Genomic DNA, 15,168 nt, shown 5'->3' with positions numbered 1-15,168 from the left:
CCTGCTGTGAGTGGTCGGTGTGAACGGCCGGCGGGCAAGGTTGAAGGAACCCTGCCGGCTGTTCACCAGTTTGACCGGCCCAGTTTGCCCAACCGTCAATGTGCCCGCCCGTCCGTGCCGCTGTCCGCCGCCGATTGCCAAGGATGCCACTGATGGCCGTATTGACCAGTGCATTGAAACCGTCCGAAACCGATTTTCAGGAAAATCGGGCGCATATGGCCGCCCAGGTACGGGAGCTGCGCGACCTGGTGGCGCGTATTGCCCTCGGTGGGCCGGAACGCGCACGGGAGAAGCATCTGGCACGCGGCAAACTGTTGCCGCGTGACCGCATCGCCCGCCTGCTTGACCCCGGCAGCCCGTTTCTGGAGCTGTCGCAGCTTGCCGGATACAGACTGTATGATGACGATGTGCCGGCAGCCGGCCTGATCACCGGCATTGGCCGCGTATCGGGCCGTGAATGCGTGATCGTCTGCAATGATGCCACCGTCAAGGGCGGCACCTATTATCCAGTCACAGTGAAAAAACATCTGCGCGCGCAGGATATCGCACGGGAAAACCGTCTGCCCTGCCTGTATCTGGTGGACAGCGGCGGCGCCAATCTGCCCAACCAGGATGAGGTCTTTCCGGACCGCGATCACTTCGGCCGGATTTTCTACAATCAGGCGACGCTTTCCGGCATGGGCATCCCGCAAATCGCCGCCGTGATGGGCAGCTGTACGGCAGGCGGCGCGTATGTGCCCGCCATGGCGGATGAAAGCATCATCGTCCAGAATCAGGGCACCATCTTTCTCGGCGGGCCGCCGCTGGTGAAAGCCGCCACCGGCGAGGTGGTCAGCGCCGAAGATCTGGGTGGCGGTGACGTACACGCCCGCCAGTCCGGCGTGGTCGACCATCTGGCCCGTGACGATGCGCACGCCCTGGCGCTTGCCCGGCGTATTGTCGCCACTCTCGGTCCCGCCACACGCAGCATGACGCCGGAGACGGTGCGCGAACCGCTGTATGATCCGGGGGAGCTGTACGGCGTGATCCCCAGGGATGTCCGCCAGCCCTATGATGTACGGGAAGTCATCGCCCGTCTGGTGGACGGCAGCGAATTTGACGAGTTCAAAAAGCTGTACGGCGAAACACTTGTCACCGGTTTCGCCCATATCTGGGGCTATCCGGTCGGTATTGTCGCCAACAATGGCGTGCTCTTTTCCGAAAGCGCGCTGAAGGGCGCGCACTTTATCGAACTGTGCGCGCAGCGGGGCATTCCGCTCGTTTTCCTGCAGAACATCACCGGCTTCATGGTTGGCCGCAAATACGAAAACAGCGGCATCGCACGGGACGGCGCGAAGATGGTGACAGCCGTCGCCTGCGCAAAGGTGCCGAAATTTACCATGTTGATCGGTGGCAGCTTTGGCGCCGGCAATTACGGTATGTGCGGGCGTGCCTATGGGCCCCGCTTCCTGTGGATGTGGCCGAACGCGCGCATTTCCGTCATGGGCGGCGAACAGGCGGCCACGGTGCTCGCCACCGTCAAACGCGATGGTATGGAAGCACGCGGTCAAAGCTGGCCGGCGGACGAAGAAGACGCCTTCAAGGCCCCCATCCGCGAGCAGTATGAGGCACAGGGCCATCCCACATATGCCAGTGCCCGCCTGTGGGACGACGGTGTGATCGATCCGGCGGACACCCGCCGCACGCTTGCCCTCGGTCTTGCGGCGGCGGCCAACGCGCCGGTTGAGACGACGCGCTTCGGCGTGTTCCGCATGTAAGGGGCCAAAGGGATGAGCGTCGCCATGAACACAGCGATAAACGATACACTTCTTGTCGATATTGGCGAAAATGGCCTGGCCCGCGCGACACTGAACCGGGCGGATGTGCACAATGCCTTCAATCCGGACATGATCGCCGCCCTGACGGACGCCTTCACCGGCTTTGCCGAAAATACGGCTGTGCGCGCCGTGCTGCTCACCGGTGCGGGGCGCAGCTTCTCGGCCGGTGCCGACCTTGGCTGGATGAAGGCGGCGGCAAATTTCAGCGGGCAGGAAAACCGCGAGGATGCGCTGCGCCTGTCCGCCATGCTGTCGGCCATCAATGACTGCCCCAAGCCGGTGATCGCCGTTGTACACGGTGCGGCGTTCGGCGGCGGCGTCGGGCTGACGGCGGCGGCCGACGTAGCCATCGCCAGCCGGGACGCCAGATTTTCCCTCTCTGAAGTACGGCTGGGGTTGACGCCCGCGACCATCAGCCCCTATGTGCTCGCCGCCATCGGCGCACGGGCGGCACGGCGCTATTTCCTCACCGCCGAACGGTTTGACGCCGAAGCGGCGTCCGCAATCGGCCTCGTTCACAGCATTGCGGCCGACCGGGACGCCGCCATCGCCGTGGCGGAAACCATGGTGGACGAGATTTTGAAAAATGCCCCCGGCGCGGTCGCCGACGCCAAACGGCTGATCGCCGATTTTGCCGGACGGCCCATCGGGCAGGACGTCCGCACCGCCACTTCTGAGCGCATCGCCGCACGCCGCGGCACGGACGAGGCGAAAGAAGGCATCGCGGCCTTTTTCGCCAAACGCCCGCCCATATGGAGCAAAGGGCAATGAGCGCGCGGCAGGACATTCGGCGTATCCGCACCCTGCTGATCGCCAACCGGGGCGAGATTGCCTGTCGTATCATCGGGACCTGCCGCCGTCTGGGCATTGAAACGGTCGCCGTCTATTCCGACGCCGATATCCACGCGCGCCATGTGGCACTTGCGGACAGGGCCGTGGCCATCGGCCCCGCGGCGGCAAGCGAAAGCTATCTGCGCATCGACAAAATCCTTGAGGCCGCGAAGGCGACCGGGGCGGACGCCGTTCATCCCGGCTATGGCTTTCTGTCGGAAAATCCCGACTTTGCCGACGCCTGTGACAAGGCCGGTGTGATCTTCATCGGGCCACCCGCATCCGCCATCCGTGCCATGGCACTGAAAGATGCGTCAAAGGCCCTTATGGCCGAGGCAGGCGTGCCCGTCGTCCCCGGCTATCACGGCGAGGACCAATCGCTGTCCCGCTTCAAAGCCGAGGCGGACACCATCGGCTACCCCGTCCTGGTAAAGGCCGTGGCAGGCGGCGGCGGCAAAGGCATGCGCCTGGTGGATCAGGCCCAGGATCTGGAAGCGGCCATTGCCTCCGCCCGGCGGGAGGCGGCGAACAGCTTCGGCAACGATCATCTGCTGATTGAGAAATTCGTCACCAGTCCGCGCCATATCGAGGTGCAGGTCTTCGGCGACGCGCATGATAACGCCGTTCATTTGTTTGAGCGCGACTGCTCCATCCAGCGCCGCCACCAGAAGGTGGTCGAGGAAGCCCCTGCCCCAGGCATGCCGCCCGTCCTGCGCGCGGCCATGGGCACGGCGGCGGTTAAGGCGGCGGCCAGCATCGGGTATCAGGGTGCGGGAACGGTGGAGTTCATCGTCGACGGCAGCGGCGGTCTTCATGATGAAACCGCCTTTTACTTCATGGAGATGAACACCCGCCTCCAGGTGGAACATCCCGTCAGTGAACTGGTGACCGGACTGGATTTCGTCGAATGGCAGATCCGCGTGGCCGAGGGCGCCCCCTTGCCACTTACCCAGGACGGGATCGACGTACGCCTGAACGGTCATGCGATTGAAGCCCGGCTGTATGCCGAAGACCCGTTCAGGGATTTCCTGCCGCAAACCGGAACACTCGGCCTGTTTGACCCGGACGCGGCGGTCGAGGACGGTTGCCGGGTGGATGCGGGCGTGCGCGCGGGCGATGATATCTCCGTCCATTACGACCCGATGATCGCCAAGCTGATCGCCTGGGGCCCGGACCGCGAGACGGCGACAGTGCGCCTGCAACGGCTGATCGCTGCAACGCCGGTGGCCGGCCTGGCGACCAATCGCGACTTTCTGGCGCGCATTCTCGGCACCGCGCGGTTTCAGGACGCGGTCCTGGATACCGGCTTTATCGCGGCGGAAGAAACCGCCCTGCTGACCCCGCCCACGGTCGGCGCACATGATTATGCGCGCGCGGTGCTGGCCATTCTGGCGGCGCGTCAGTACCGCCACGGGCTCGGCCGCTCATCCCATCCATGGGATACGGTGGACGGCTTCCGCCTGAACCTCGCGGACAGCGAACAGCATCTGTTCGAGACTGTCGAAACCGAAAGCGGCACCGAATTGACGGTCACCAGCATCCATCATGCGGACGGCTGGCGGATCAGCGTCGGCACGGAACACTTTGACGGCGCGGCCTGTTTTACGGACGCAAGCCGGCTGACCCTCAGCATTAACAGGATAAGCGAAAGCCTGTTCGCGGATGTGACCGACACCCATGTAACCCTGATCGGCGCGGACAGGACGCTGACCTTGCCGCGCCACAGTCGCACCGGATCGCTGGACGACGGCATGGAAGGCCCCGGCACCATCACGGCACCGATGCCGGGCAAAATCCTCGAAGTACTGGTCAAGGACGGCGACAGCGTGACCAAGGGCGATGCCCTCATCGTGATGGAAGCCATGAAAATGGAGCAAACGCTTGCCGCGCCGCGCGACGGTATTGTGCACGGTCTGTCGGCCACGCCGGGCGTATTGGTCGGTGACGGGGAAACCCTGCTGCACCTGGACGAGCAAAACTGATGAAACTGCGAACACAGGAAAGGACATAGCCCCCATGTTCGATTTTCCGCATCTCTCCTTCAACCACGGCGAAGACATCGCCATGCTGCGCGATACGGTCGCACGCTTCGCCGGTGACACCATCGCGCCGCGCGCGGCTGACGTCGATGAAACCAATACCTTCCCGCGCGATCTGTGGCCGGAAATGGGGGCGCTTGGCCTCCTCGGCCTGACGGTACCGGAAGAAGACGGCGGTGCCGGGCTCGGCTATCTCGCCCATGTGATCGCGATGGAGGAAATCAGCCGCGCCAGCGGGGCCGTCGGTCTCAGCTACGGCGCGCATTCAAACCTGTGCGTCAACCAGATTGCCCTTAATGGCAATACCGATCAAAAGGCGAAATATCTGCCCAAACTGATCTCCGGCGAGCATGTGGGCGCCCTTGCCATGTCGGAACCGGGGTCCGGCTCCGACGTGGTCTCGATGAAGCTGAAAGCGGAACGCCGCAATGACGGCTTCCTCCTGACCGGCAATAAAATGTGGATCACCAATGGGCCGGATGCGGACACTCTGGTTGTTTATGCCAAGACGAACCCGGACGCAGGCGCACGCGGCATCACGGCCTTTTTGATCGAAAAGGATTTCGAAGGCTTTTCCACCGCGCAGAAGCTGGACAAACTTGGCATGCGCGGGTCCAGCACCTGCGAACTGGTCTTCGATAACTGCTTCGTACCGTTCGAGAACATCCTTGGCGAGGAAGGCCGGGGCGTAAACGTTCTGATGTCCGGGCTGGATTATGAACGTGTGGTGCTCGCGGGCGGACCGCTCGGCCTCATGCGCGCCTGCCTGGACACGGTGATCCCTTATGTGCATGAGCGCGAACAGTTCGGCCAGCCCATCGGCACATTCCAGCTTATGCAGGGTAAACTGGCGGACATGTATGCCGCCTGGGGCGCTTGCCGGGCCTATGTCTATGCGGTCGCCGAAGCCTGCGATCGCAAGGAAACGACGCGCAAGGATGCGGCCGGATGTATTCTTTATGCTGCGGAAAAGGCCACATGGATGGCGGGCGAGGCCATTCGCGCACTTGGCGGAAACGGCTATATCAACGAATATCCCACGGGCCGCTTCTGGCGCGATGCCAAGCTGTATGAAATCGGTGCGGGCACATCGGAAATACGCCGGATGCTCATCGGCCGCGAACTGTTTGAAGAAACACGCTAAGCCGCCTCCCATGAACCGGCGATGGGGATGAATCGGGGCTAACCGTCCGCTTCATCGAAATATATTCTTTAAACGCTTGTTGAAATTAGGATTTTCAAACCATTGCATATACGCATGGTTTCCCTGCAAATTCTTTTTTTCTTTCACGGTCGGGGGAGTAATGGCTGTGAAGATTGCGCGTCCGCGCAAACTTAGAAAGCTCATTTCAAAGCTTTTCTGCCATATTATGTACCTAGGAGGGTGCTGACAGCACAGGGAATTTAAGCCATACGGCGGATAAGCCACGCTCGGATACCGTATTGGCAACGGATAAACCATTTGGGAAGGGTAAGGGATACGCAGCGGCCCGCATCTGTCTTGGCCGGTGCAAATTCGCCCCGGTAAAAAAGACGGCACGCATTGCCTTGATTGAAGATACGGTTTGCGGTTAAAGCCCGGACACGGGCGCTCCCGGGCAAGGACATCGCGGGAAAGCCATGGGGAACAAATCGGCCTGATACACCGGGTTTGCCCGACTCTTGCAAACAGCACACAAACGGCACAACGCTGATACGGATCATGGCGGAATAAACCCCGCACCGAACGACAAGAACGAACGCCACGGGATATTCAACGGAAGGATACCAGACATGCCCGTTTTTAATTCGCGCAGTTTCCGGGACCATGAACAGGTTGTTTTCTGCAGCGACCGCGTGACAGGCCTGAAAGCGATTATCGCTGTGCACTCCACGGCTCTTGGCCCGGCGACCGGGGGAACGCGCTTCTGGGATTATGGTGCAATCTACAAAAGCGTCCCTGTCGATGTGGCCGAAAGCCGCGCCGAGGAAGACGCGGTGTACGATGTCCTACGTCTGTCCCGTGGGATGAGCTACAAAAACGCCATGGCGGGCCTGCGTCTCGGTGGCGGCAAATCCGTCATCATCGGCGCCCCCAAAACCCTCGGAACAGACGATCTGATGCGCGCCTTCGGCCGCAACGTCAACCGTCTGGGCGGTAACTATTACGCGGCCGAGGATGTCGGCACATCGCCGGCAATGCTGGCCGCCGCCAGCGAGGCGACGGAATATGTCTGCGGCCTTGAAGGGGGTGAGTTCGGAACCGGCGATCCGTCGCCGCACACGGCTCTCGGGGTATTCGTCGGCATCAAGGCCGCCGTGCGTCACCGCTTGAACAAAACCGATCTGAAAGGCATACGCGTGGCCATTCAGGGCCTTGGTCATGTGGGTCAGTATCTGGCAAGGCATCTTCTGGATGCCGGTGCCGACCTGATCGTCACCGACATTGTCGAAGACAATATCAATGCGGTGAAAGCCATGGGCGATGTGACCGTGGTAAAACCGGAAGGCATTCATGCCGTGGACTGCGATGTGTTCGCGCCCTGTGCACTGGGCGGGGGCCTGAACCGCAAGACCATTCCCGAAATAAAGGCCACGGTTATCGCCGGCGCCGCCAACAATCAGCTGGAACGTGAAGGCGTGGAAGATGAAGACCTGCGCCGGCGCGGTGCCCTGTATGCGCCCGATTATGTGATCAATGCCGGGGGCATTATCTCGGTCGAGTCCGAAGTGTACAAGGAACGGCTGGACGAAGACGCACGCCGTGCCAAGGTCCTGCGCATCGGCGACACGCTGAGCCGCATTTTCGAGGCAAGCGACCGGCAGGAACGTCCCACCGGCATCATTGCCAACGAAATGGCGGAAGACATCATCCGCAGCGCGGGCGAGGCAAAACTGGCGGCGACACCGGCAGCGGCGGAATAAGTCCCGGCCGGCGTTCAGCCCCAGTCGTACATATACAGCCATACCGCAAGACAGCAAGACACATGCCCCATTCGGTCCGTCCGAATGGGGTGTGGCGTCATACCGGAAAAGGGATCAGGGCCATGCCCTATGTGCGGGTCGAAATCACCAGGGGCGCGACACGCGACCAGAAGAAACAGCTTGTCGGCGACATTACCGACAGCCTTGTGGGCAGGCTTGGCAAAAAGCCCGAACATATCCACATCGTCATCGATGAAGTTGACGAGGACAATTGGGGCTTTGCCGGCATGCTGACCACGGACTGGCGCAAACAGCAGTCCTGAGGCTGCATCGCCAATCCTGTATTATGGGTGTATTGCGCCCCGCGCCAGGTGTTCAGGCCGCCTGCGGGCCCTCAAGGCACGGGTCGCTCGCCCCTTTGAGCCGCCCGCCTGCATTTGCATACAACTGGGTACCATGGCTGTGCACCGTATCGTTATCAAGGACCGTGTCGGGGGTATAGGCTGTAACGTCGCCTTCCAGCCTGTCATACAGCGGCCCAAAATCCTGATAGGTGGCCTTGAGCAACTCGTCGAAACTGTCGATCACCCAATATGTCTGCTGAAAGTCGTCGATGCGGTAGTCCGTGCGCATCAGCCGCTCCAGATCGAAATGGATGCGGTGCGGGCAGTCACTGTCTAGGGAAAAGATGCTCTCCGACTTGGAACTGACGATGCCGGCACCATAAATACGCATGCCGTCCCTGGTCTTGATCAGGCCGAATTCCACCGTATACCAGTACAGCCGGGCCAGATTCTTCAGAACCCCCCGGCCACCGGCACGCTGGCCGCCCTGCCCGTACGCTTCCATATAGTCGGCAAAGACGGGATGGGCCAACATAGGCACATGGCCGAACACATCGTGAAAAACATCCGGTTCCTGCAAATAGTCGAGCTGCTCTTCCGGGCGGATAAAATTGCCGGCCGGGAAACGGCGGTTGGCCAGATGATCGAAAAACACATCGTCGGGCACCAGGTCGGGCACGGCGACGACACGCCAGCCCGTCAGCTTTTCCAGACGATCCGAAAGTTCGATAAAATTGGGAATGCCGCTGTCTGAAAGACTCAGCTTGGTCAGACCGTCCATGAACTCGTCGCAGGCGCGGCCCGGCAGCATCTTGCATTGTCGGGCATAGAGACGATCCCAGCGGTCGTGTTCTTCCGCGGTGAAATGCTCCCACTCCTGGTCAACGGTATAATCTTCGGCCACTTCCACGGTGCGGCCCAAACGTGTCTTAATCAGCATATCTCCCTCCTCCATATACCGTTCATGGCCCGTGTCCCGCCTGCCTCTCTTATGCACGCATCTCCTCGGGTGTATCGGGCTGTACTTCCGGTGCGGCATCGGCAAAGGCAGGCAAGGCGCATGCCGCCGCATCTATGGCCGTCAGCAGGGGAAAGGCCTCCAGCGACACATTGAAACGGCGCGCATTCCACATCTGCGGCACCAGGTAAACATCCGCCAGCGTCGGGCTGTCGCCATACAGGAAGGTGCCGCGCATGTCACTGGCGGCCGCAAGCGTCTCCAATGCCTGAAAACCCTGCGTTATCCAGTGACTATACCATGCATCGACGGCCGCGTCGTCCGCACCGAGATCGCGCTTCAGATAGGTCAAGACCGACAGATTGTTCAGCGGATGAATGTCGCATCCAACCAGTGCCGCCATCTGCCGCACCAGGGCCCGGCCCGCATGATCCCCCGGCAAAAGCGGTGGATCGGGAAAGCACTCTTCCAGATATTCCAGAATAGCCGGCGATTGCGAAATAGACACCGCATGATCCCTGTAGAACGGTATCCGCATCTGCGGGTTCAGCGCCTTGTAGGCCGCGTCTTTCTGTTCGCTGACCTTGGGCATGATGTTCACCGGCACATAGTCATAGGACAACCCCTTATGGGCCAGCGCAATCCTCACCCGGTATGACGCGGATGACCGGAAATAGTTGTAAAGCTTACGCTGGCAGGGTCCGTCCGTGCTCATCCCCGGTCTCCGTCCGCGTGTTCGATCGTCTGTTCAATGGCACCGAAGATGGACTGACCGCCCGCATCCCGCATTTCGATCCGCACGGTATCGCCGAACTGCAGGAACGGTGTCTTCGGGGCACCGCTTTCGATCGTCTCGATCATACGGATTTCGGCAACACAACTATATCCAACACCGCCCTCGGCAATCGGCTTGCCGGGACCGCCGTCCATCTTGTTGGAAATGGTCCCGGACCCGATGATGGAGCCCGCCGCAAGCGGCCGCGTTTTGGCGGCGTGGGCGATTAACTGGCCGAAGTGGAAGGTCATGTCCACACCGGCGTCGGGCCTGCCGAAAGGTGTATCGTTCAGGAAAGAAAGCAGCGGCAGGGACAATTTACCGCCTGCCCAGACATCGCCCAGTTCATCCGGCGTCACCGCCACGGGGCTGAGCGCACTGGACGGCTTCGCCTGAAAAAAGCCAAAGCCCTTGGCCAGCTCCCCGGGGATCAGACCGCGCAGCGAAACATCGTTCACCAGCAGGATCAGTTGAACGTGATCCAACGCCGCCTCAGCGCTGACACCCATGGGTACATCGTCGGTGATGACGGCAATCTCGGCCTCGAAATCCACACCCCAGCCGTCGGTCTGGAACACCTGTACAGGGTCGCGCGGCGCCAGAAGGCTGTCGGACCCGCCCTGATACATCAGGGGATCGGTCCAGAAACTTTCGGGCATCTCCGCGCCGCGTGCCTTGCGCACCAGTTCCACATGGTTCACATAGGCAGACCCGTCAGCCCACTGATAGGCGCGCGGCAATGGGGCGTCCACGACCGTCTCATCAAAGGACATACCCTCTACGGCTCCGCTGTTCAGGGCCTCATACCGGTCTTGCAGGCGGGATTTGACCTCCGCCCAGTTGTCCAGTGCCGCCTGAAGGGTCGGCGCAATATCACGGGCATCGGCCATGCGGCTCAGATCACGGCTGACAATGGCGAGGGCGCCGTCGCGGCCCTCCTTTAAAGACGCAAGCTTCATAAATTCAGTTCCCCAAAACGAAATCGGCTCTCCGGGCCGTGGCTCCTGCGAAAGACATCGCCTACCCTACCCCGGAAATTCTCCCTCACCGTGCAGCCATGCGGCGTGCTGCGGCGCTTTTTTGGTTTTCGACCATTCATCCAGCATATCGGGCGCGACCCGGTGCAACTCCGCAAGCATACCGGGCTTGTCCGTATTGGCCGCCAGTTCAAGTCGGTGACCATTCGGGTCGAAGAAATAGATCGACTTGAAAATGGTATGGTCCACCGGGCCGAGCACCTCGATGCCCTGCCCCTCCAACCGGTCTTTCGCCGCCAGCAACGCGTCCATGCTGTCCACCTTGAAAGCGATATGCTGCACCCATTCGGGCGTTTTTTCGTCCCGCCCCATGTCCGGTGAATTGGGCAGTTCGAAAAAGGCCAGCACATTGCCGTTCCCGGCATCGAGAAAGATGTGCATGTACGGGTCCGGTTCCTTGGTGGACGGCACTTCGTTTTCGGCAATCGCAAGCTGGAAGTCCATGTCCAGCGCCTTCTGGTAAAAGGCAACCGTTTCCTTGGCATCCCGGCAGCGGTAGGCAACGTGATGAATGCCCTGCAATTTCATGGCCCGGGCCTTTCCTTATGCCTCATCCGCATCGAGGACGCCGCGGCGAATCTGGTCCAGTTCGATGGACTCGAACAGCGCCTGGAAGTTTCCTTCCCCAAAGCCTTCATTGCCCTTGCGCTGGATGATCTCGAAGAAAATCGGACCGATCACATTCTGGGTAAAAATCTGCAGCAGAATACCCTGCCCGTCGGTCGGTGCACCATCCAGAAGGATGCGGCGTTCTTTCAGGGCGCCGGTATCCTCGCCGTGGCCTTCGACGCGGGTGTCAAGCTGCTCATAATATGTATCGGGCGTATCCTGAAAGGCGACGCCGCGATCTTTGAGAATATCGACGGATTGATAGATATCATCGGTGCCAAGCGCGATGTGCTGAATGCCCTCGCCCTTGTATTCCTCGATATATTCGGCGATCTGCGACTTGTCGTCGGAAGACTCGTTAATCGGAATACGGATTTTGCCGCACGGGCTGGTCATGGCCCGGGACACCAGACCGGTCAGCTTGCCCTCAATGTCGAAATAGCGGATTTCACGGAAATTGAAGACCTTCTCGTAAAAACCCGCCCACACATCCATGCCGCCCTTGGCGACATTATGGGTCAGGTGATCCAGATAGGTCAGTCCCGCGTTAAGCTCACTGCGCGCTGCGGCTTCGATGGGCACGAAGTCCACGTCGTAGATCGTTTTGTCGCCGTAACGGTCCACCAGATACAGACGGCTGCCACCGATCCCCTCAAGGCAGGGGATGTTCAGTTCCATCGGACCGACAGGATCGCTTACCGGTTTCGCACCCCGCTTGATTGCCTCGTCATAGGCAAAGGCCGCATCCTTCACACGGAATGCCATGGCACAGGCGCAGGGGCCATGGGTGGCGGCGAATTTTTGCGCGAAGCTTTCCGGTTCGGCATTGATGATGAAATTGATGTCCCCCTGACGGTGCAGCGTCACATCCTTGGAGCGATGGCGCGCGACGGCGGGAAAGCCCAGACGCTCAAACAGCGTGCGCAGCAGTTCGGGATCGGGCGCTGCATACTCGACAAATTCAAAACCGTCCGTCGCCAGTGGATTGTCCCAAAGATCCGCCATTTATCGTCTCCTTAATGGTGATGCAGGATACGGTGCAGACCGCAACCCTCTGCATATACCGGGTCCAAGTTTTGCTTGCGAAGATATTAGTTTCATATGAAACTTTCCGCAAGCGACAATGCATCTCTCACGTCAAAAAGGCCGCGCCATGGCTGACCATGATATGAACGACCGTCACGCCGCGCTGACACTTGCGTCCTTCCTGCCCTACCGGCTTTCGGTTCTGTCCAACAGGGTGTCCCGCGCCATTGCCGACCGCTACGAGGCACGTTTCCAGATCAGCCTGCCTGAATGGCGTGTCATGGCGGTGCTGGGGGATACGCCGGACCTGTCGGCCGCTGACGTGGCGGAGCGGACCGCCATGGACAAGGTCGCCGTCAGCCGCGCCGTCGCACGGCTGCTGCAATCGGGGCGTTTGATACGCCATTTTGCCGCCGATGACCGGAGACGGTCGGTTCTGTCCCTCTCGGCCGAGGGCTATGCCGTCTACCGCCGCATCGTTCCGCTCGCACTGGCGTATGAGCAGGAAATTCTGGCCAAACTGAGCATGGACGAGAGAGAAACGCTCGACAGGCTCCTCGACAAGCTGGCCGCACCGGACGCGGTCGATCACATGGAAAAAGAGAAATAGCCGCAAACGGCGCCGAAGCGGGGCGGTGGGCATGTAAAACAACCGGGCGGGCTTCCGGTTCCGCCCTTTAAGCCATGCTGACGGATTGGCGGGCTCTCAACCCCACCGGCCGTTCCGCCGGATACCCCAGATAATAGCCCTGCAGATATTCAACGCCTGTATCGCGGAGGGCGGATGCCGTGACCTTGTCCTCCACCCCTTCGGCGATGACACGGACACCGGCCTGTTTGGCGGAGTCGACGATATTGGCCACCATGTTCCACTTTTGCGGATCATGGGTCAGATGCTGCACAAGGGATTTGTCAAGCTTGATGAAATCGGGCCGGACATCCGTCAGCATCACCAGATTGTTGAAACCGCTGCCAAAATCATCCAATGCCAGTCGTGCACCCGCGCTGCGCAACCAGGCCGCCAGTGTTTTCAGCAATTCCGGGTCCGCCATCTGCTGGCTTTCCACCAGTTCGAAAACAATCCGCTCGGTGTCCACGCCCCGGTCTTCGACAACCGTGGTCAGCCAGGCATCCAGCCCTTCGGGCCGGGCCAGCGTATCGGGCAGGATATTGATGAAAAGATCCCCATCGATGGAAAGGTCGATTGCCGTCTCAATCGCGCTTTCCCCTGCCGCCATGTCCAGCATATAGGCAACATCGGCGCGCATCGCCGTATCGAACAGGATGGGCGGCGGGACATCCGTTCCGTCTTCCTTCATACCCCGGAACAGAAACTCATACCCCAGAACCTGACGATAATCCGTCGCCGAGACGATCGGCTGCATCAGGGACCGATAACGTTTCTCGGCCACGAGTTCGGCGATCCAGCGGCCCGACAGGCTGTTTGTCAGTTGCTCAAGCGAGCGGACATTGGCGAACTGGCTGATATTGGGAGAGGGGGAATCGCACACCATCAGGCGGATATGCCGACGCTCATACAGGCTGAAACATGTGTCCAGCTGCAAAAGCACCCTTTCCGACTGATGAACGTGAAAGCATAGGACACTGTCCTGATCGAGAAACCGTCTCGATGCCCCGAAATCAGTCATCAAAGCCGCGACTCGCACGCGTAACGTTGCGTCATCGACCCAAAAGAAAACAAAGCCAGGTCTGTTTTTATCGGGCAACAGCATAGAGCCGAACTTTCATGCCCCTAAAAATATCAAAACCAAATAATCAAAGGCTTTTTTCAACGGGTCCTTATGCTTGGCCCTTTGCCTGAAAAGTCCATGGCGACCGCCCTGCGAAAGGCGGATCGCCACTGTGGGCCTATAGTTGCACAGATATAACCAAGCAACAACCGCGACTTATAACCATCCAGACGCCCGGACGGCTCCAGCCCGCGTGATATCAGGTCGATTTCCGCACCGGTGTAGCCATATGTTTGCTCATGAACCCGTCCCGCCCCGCAGCGGCTGGCCAGAACCACGGGTTTTGTACGTGCCAGCACTTCCAGCCTGTCCGCCCAGACCTCGCTGACATGTCCGGCTCCGAAAGCGGCAATCACCACACCGGCATACGGCGCGTCCACAAGCTGGTCGATGATCCAGGCCGTGTCGTTAAAAGTGGCGGGAACAAGGGCAACCGGGGCCAGGTCCGCGGGCCGCGCCCCGTCCGGGCACGGCCTTGCCGGCGGCAGGGCCAGCCAGTCGGGCCGTCCTTCCGACACCGTGGCCAGCGGCCCGCCGTCGCTGACAAAGGCATCGACTGTGCTGGTGTGGGCCTTACGCACGCGCCAGGGGTCGTGCACCGTGCCGTTCATCACGATTGAAACGGGCGGCGCGCCGGCATCCAGGGCGGTTGCCACCGCATCGAGAATATTGCGCGGTCCGTCCGCGCCGGTGCTGCTGGCCGGGCGCATGGCGCCGGTAAAGACCAGAGGGACCGTGCCCCGATACAGCAGACTGGCCAGAAACGCCGCTTCTTCCAGTGTGTCGGTCCCCTGCGTAACGACGACACCTTGCGCCGTTCCCGCCTCCGCACGACGGCAAATGTCCAGAATATGCCCATAATGCAGATTGGCGCTGCCGATGCCTTCCAGGGTTTCGGCGCTGATATCGGCGATGCGGTCCAGCCCCGGCACCGCCGACGTCAACGCGGCCGCGTCCAGAACCGGCAGAACAGCGTCACCCTCCATACCGCTCATGGCGATGGTGCCGCCCAGTCCATATATCTGGACGGACAGGCGCCCGCTCACAGGCACCCCCACGGGGATCTTATGAACCCGA

The 15,168-nt window shown here is 60.6% G+C and carries 14 protein-coding genes; 7 read left to right on the top strand and 7 right to left on the bottom strand.

All coding sequences use genetic code 11. The features are described 5' to 3' along the window. The first annotated feature begins 152 nt into the window (after nt 1–152). The 6 genes from BXY39_RS05410 (at nt 153) to BXY39_RS05385 (ending at nt 7,914) form a co-directional block, all read left to right on the top strand. Nucleotides 153–1,757, top strand: coding sequence for a carboxyl transferase domain-containing protein (locus BXY39_RS05410; protein WP_121937841.1), 1,605 nt, complete (start codon nt 153–155; stop codon nt 1,755–1,757). Nucleotides 1,758–1,781: 24 nt separating this feature from the next. Continuing rightward, nucleotides 1,782–2,588 carry an enoyl-CoA hydratase-related protein gene (locus BXY39_RS05405; protein ID WP_121938362.1) on the top strand — a complete coding sequence of 269 codons (807 nt, stop codon included), beginning with the start codon at nt 1,782–1,784 and terminating at the stop codon, nt 2,586–2,588. Further along, nucleotides 2,585–4,630, top strand: coding sequence for an acetyl/propionyl/methylcrotonyl-CoA carboxylase subunit alpha (locus BXY39_RS05400; protein WP_121937840.1), 2,046 nt, complete (start codon nt 2,585–2,587; stop codon nt 4,628–4,630). The genes BXY39_RS05405 and BXY39_RS05400 overlap by 4 nt, the downstream gene beginning before the upstream one ends. A 34-nt stretch (nt 4,631–4,664) precedes the next feature. Further along, nucleotides 4,665–5,831 (top strand): isovaleryl-CoA dehydrogenase, encoded by a 1,167-nt coding sequence (locus BXY39_RS05395; protein ID WP_121937839.1) that lies wholly within the window; start codon nt 4,665–4,667, stop codon nt 5,829–5,831. Between the two features lie 629 nt (nt 5,832–6,460). After that, nucleotides 6,461–7,591 carry a Leu/Phe/Val dehydrogenase gene (locus BXY39_RS05390; RefSeq protein WP_121937838.1) on the top strand — a complete coding sequence of 377 codons (1,131 nt, stop codon included), beginning with the start codon at nt 6,461–6,463 and terminating at the stop codon, nt 7,589–7,591. Nucleotides 7,592–7,713: 122 nt separating this feature from the next. After that, the gene (locus BXY39_RS05385) at nt 7,714–7,914 is read left to right on the top strand and encodes a tautomerase family protein (RefSeq protein WP_121937837.1); all 201 of its coding nucleotides are present in this window, start codon (nt 7,714–7,716) and stop codon (nt 7,912–7,914) included. 52 nt (nt 7,915–7,966) lie between these two features. Here BXY39_RS05385 and phhA read toward each other — a convergent pair whose 3' ends face one another. The 5 genes from phhA to hppD all read right to left on the bottom strand — a co-directional run bounded on the left by phhA (nt 7,967) and on the right by hppD (nt 12,319). Then, nucleotides 7,967–8,875: a phenylalanine 4-monooxygenase gene (gene phhA, locus BXY39_RS05380; RefSeq protein ID WP_121937836.1), complete on the bottom strand. Its 909-nt coding sequence runs from the start codon at nt 8,873–8,875 to the stop codon at nt 7,967–7,969. A 49-nt stretch (nt 8,876–8,924) separates the two neighbouring features. Next, a complete protein-coding gene (gene maiA, locus BXY39_RS05375; protein ID WP_121937835.1) occupies nt 8,925–9,608 on the bottom strand; it encodes a maleylacetoacetate isomerase in 684 nt (227 codons plus the stop codon). Then, on the bottom strand, nt 9,605–10,627 hold the full coding sequence (locus tag BXY39_RS05370; RefSeq protein WP_121937834.1) for a fumarylacetoacetate hydrolase family protein: 1,023 nt from the start codon (nt 10,625–10,627) through the stop codon (nt 9,605–9,607). The genes maiA and BXY39_RS05370 overlap by 4 nt, the downstream gene beginning before the upstream one ends. Nucleotides 10,628–10,693: 66 nt before the next feature. Further along, a complete protein-coding gene (locus BXY39_RS05365) occupies nt 10,694–11,233 on the bottom strand; it encodes a VOC family protein (protein ID WP_121937833.1) in 540 nt (179 codons plus the stop codon). Nucleotides 11,234–11,248: 15 nt separating this feature from the next. After that, entirely contained in the window at nt 11,249–12,319 is a 1,071-nt protein-coding gene (gene hppD, locus BXY39_RS05360) for a 4-hydroxyphenylpyruvate dioxygenase (protein ID WP_121937832.1), read from the bottom strand. A 148-nt stretch (nt 12,320–12,467) separates the two neighbouring features. Here hppD and BXY39_RS05355 point away from each other — a divergent pair, with 148 nt between their 5' ends. Continuing rightward, on the top strand, nt 12,468–12,950 hold the full coding sequence (locus tag BXY39_RS05355; RefSeq protein WP_121938361.1) for a MarR family winged helix-turn-helix transcriptional regulator: 483 nt from the start codon (nt 12,468–12,470) through the stop codon (nt 12,948–12,950). A gap of 67 nt (nt 12,951–13,017) precedes the next feature. Here the strand turns inward: BXY39_RS05355 and BXY39_RS05350 are convergent, their stop codons facing one another. Both BXY39_RS05350 and BXY39_RS05345 read right to left on the bottom strand, forming a co-directional pair. Beyond that, complete coding sequence (locus tag BXY39_RS05350; RefSeq protein WP_211332103.1) at nt 13,018–13,989, bottom strand: EAL domain-containing protein; 972 nt, start codon at nt 13,987–13,989, stop codon at nt 13,018–13,020. Nucleotides 13,990–14,129: 140 nt separating this feature from the next. Next, nucleotides 14,130–15,137: an asparaginase gene (locus BXY39_RS05345; RefSeq protein WP_121937830.1), complete on the bottom strand. Its 1,008-nt coding sequence runs from the start codon at nt 15,135–15,137 to the stop codon at nt 14,130–14,132. Nucleotides 15,138–15,168: the final 31 nt, after the last annotated feature.

Origin of the sequence: Eilatimonas milleporae (assembly GCF_003688555.1) — a bacterium.
Taxonomy (GTDB): domain Bacteria; phylum Pseudomonadota; class Alphaproteobacteria; order Sphingomonadales; family Kordiimonadaceae; genus Eilatimonas; species Eilatimonas milleporae.
The sequence above is the reverse complement of the archived record's forward strand: the minus strand, read 5'-3'. Positions and strand labels throughout refer to the sequence as shown.

Bases quoted from the DNA above. Each gene is read 5' to 3' on its own strand.
- BXY39_RS05405 (WP_121938362.1), top strand. From the start codon at position 1,782: ATGAACACAGCGATAAACGATACACTTCTTGTCGATATTGGCGAAAAT.
- BXY39_RS05365 (WP_121937833.1), bottom strand. From the start codon at position 11,233: ATGAAATTGCAGGGCATTCATCACGTTGCCTACCGCTGCCGGGATGCC.
- BXY39_RS05400 (WP_121937840.1), top strand. From the start codon at position 2,585: ATGAGCGCGCGGCAGGACATTCGGCGTATCCGCACCCTGCTGATCGCC.
- hppD (WP_121937832.1), bottom strand. From the start codon at position 12,319: ATGGCGGATCTTTGGGACAATCCACTGGCGACGGACGGTTTTGAATTT.
- BXY39_RS05350 (WP_211332103.1), bottom strand. From the start codon at position 13,989: ATGACTGATTTCGGGGCATCGAGACGGTTTCTCGATCAGGACAGTGTC.
- BXY39_RS05355 (WP_121938361.1), top strand. From the start codon at position 12,468: ATGGCTGACCATGATATGAACGACCGTCACGCCGCGCTGACACTTGCG.
- BXY39_RS05370 (WP_121937834.1), bottom strand. From the start codon at position 10,627: ATGAAGCTTGCGTCTTTAAAGGAGGGCCGCGACGGCGCCCTCGCCATT.
- BXY39_RS05410 (WP_121937841.1), top strand. From the start codon at position 153: ATGGCCGTATTGACCAGTGCATTGAAACCGTCCGAAACCGATTTTCAG.
- BXY39_RS05395 (WP_121937839.1), top strand. From the start codon at position 4,665: ATGTTCGATTTTCCGCATCTCTCCTTCAACCACGGCGAAGACATCGCC.
- phhA (WP_121937836.1), bottom strand. From the start codon at position 8,875: ATGCTGATTAAGACACGTTTGGGCCGCACCGTGGAAGTGGCCGAAGAT.
- maiA (WP_121937835.1), bottom strand. From the start codon at position 9,608: ATGAGCACGGACGGACCCTGCCAGCGTAAGCTTTACAACTATTTCCGG.
- BXY39_RS05390 (WP_121937838.1), top strand. From the start codon at position 6,461: ATGCCCGTTTTTAATTCGCGCAGTTTCCGGGACCATGAACAGGTTGTT.
- BXY39_RS05385 (WP_121937837.1), top strand. From the start codon at position 7,714: ATGCCCTATGTGCGGGTCGAAATCACCAGGGGCGCGACACGCGACCAG.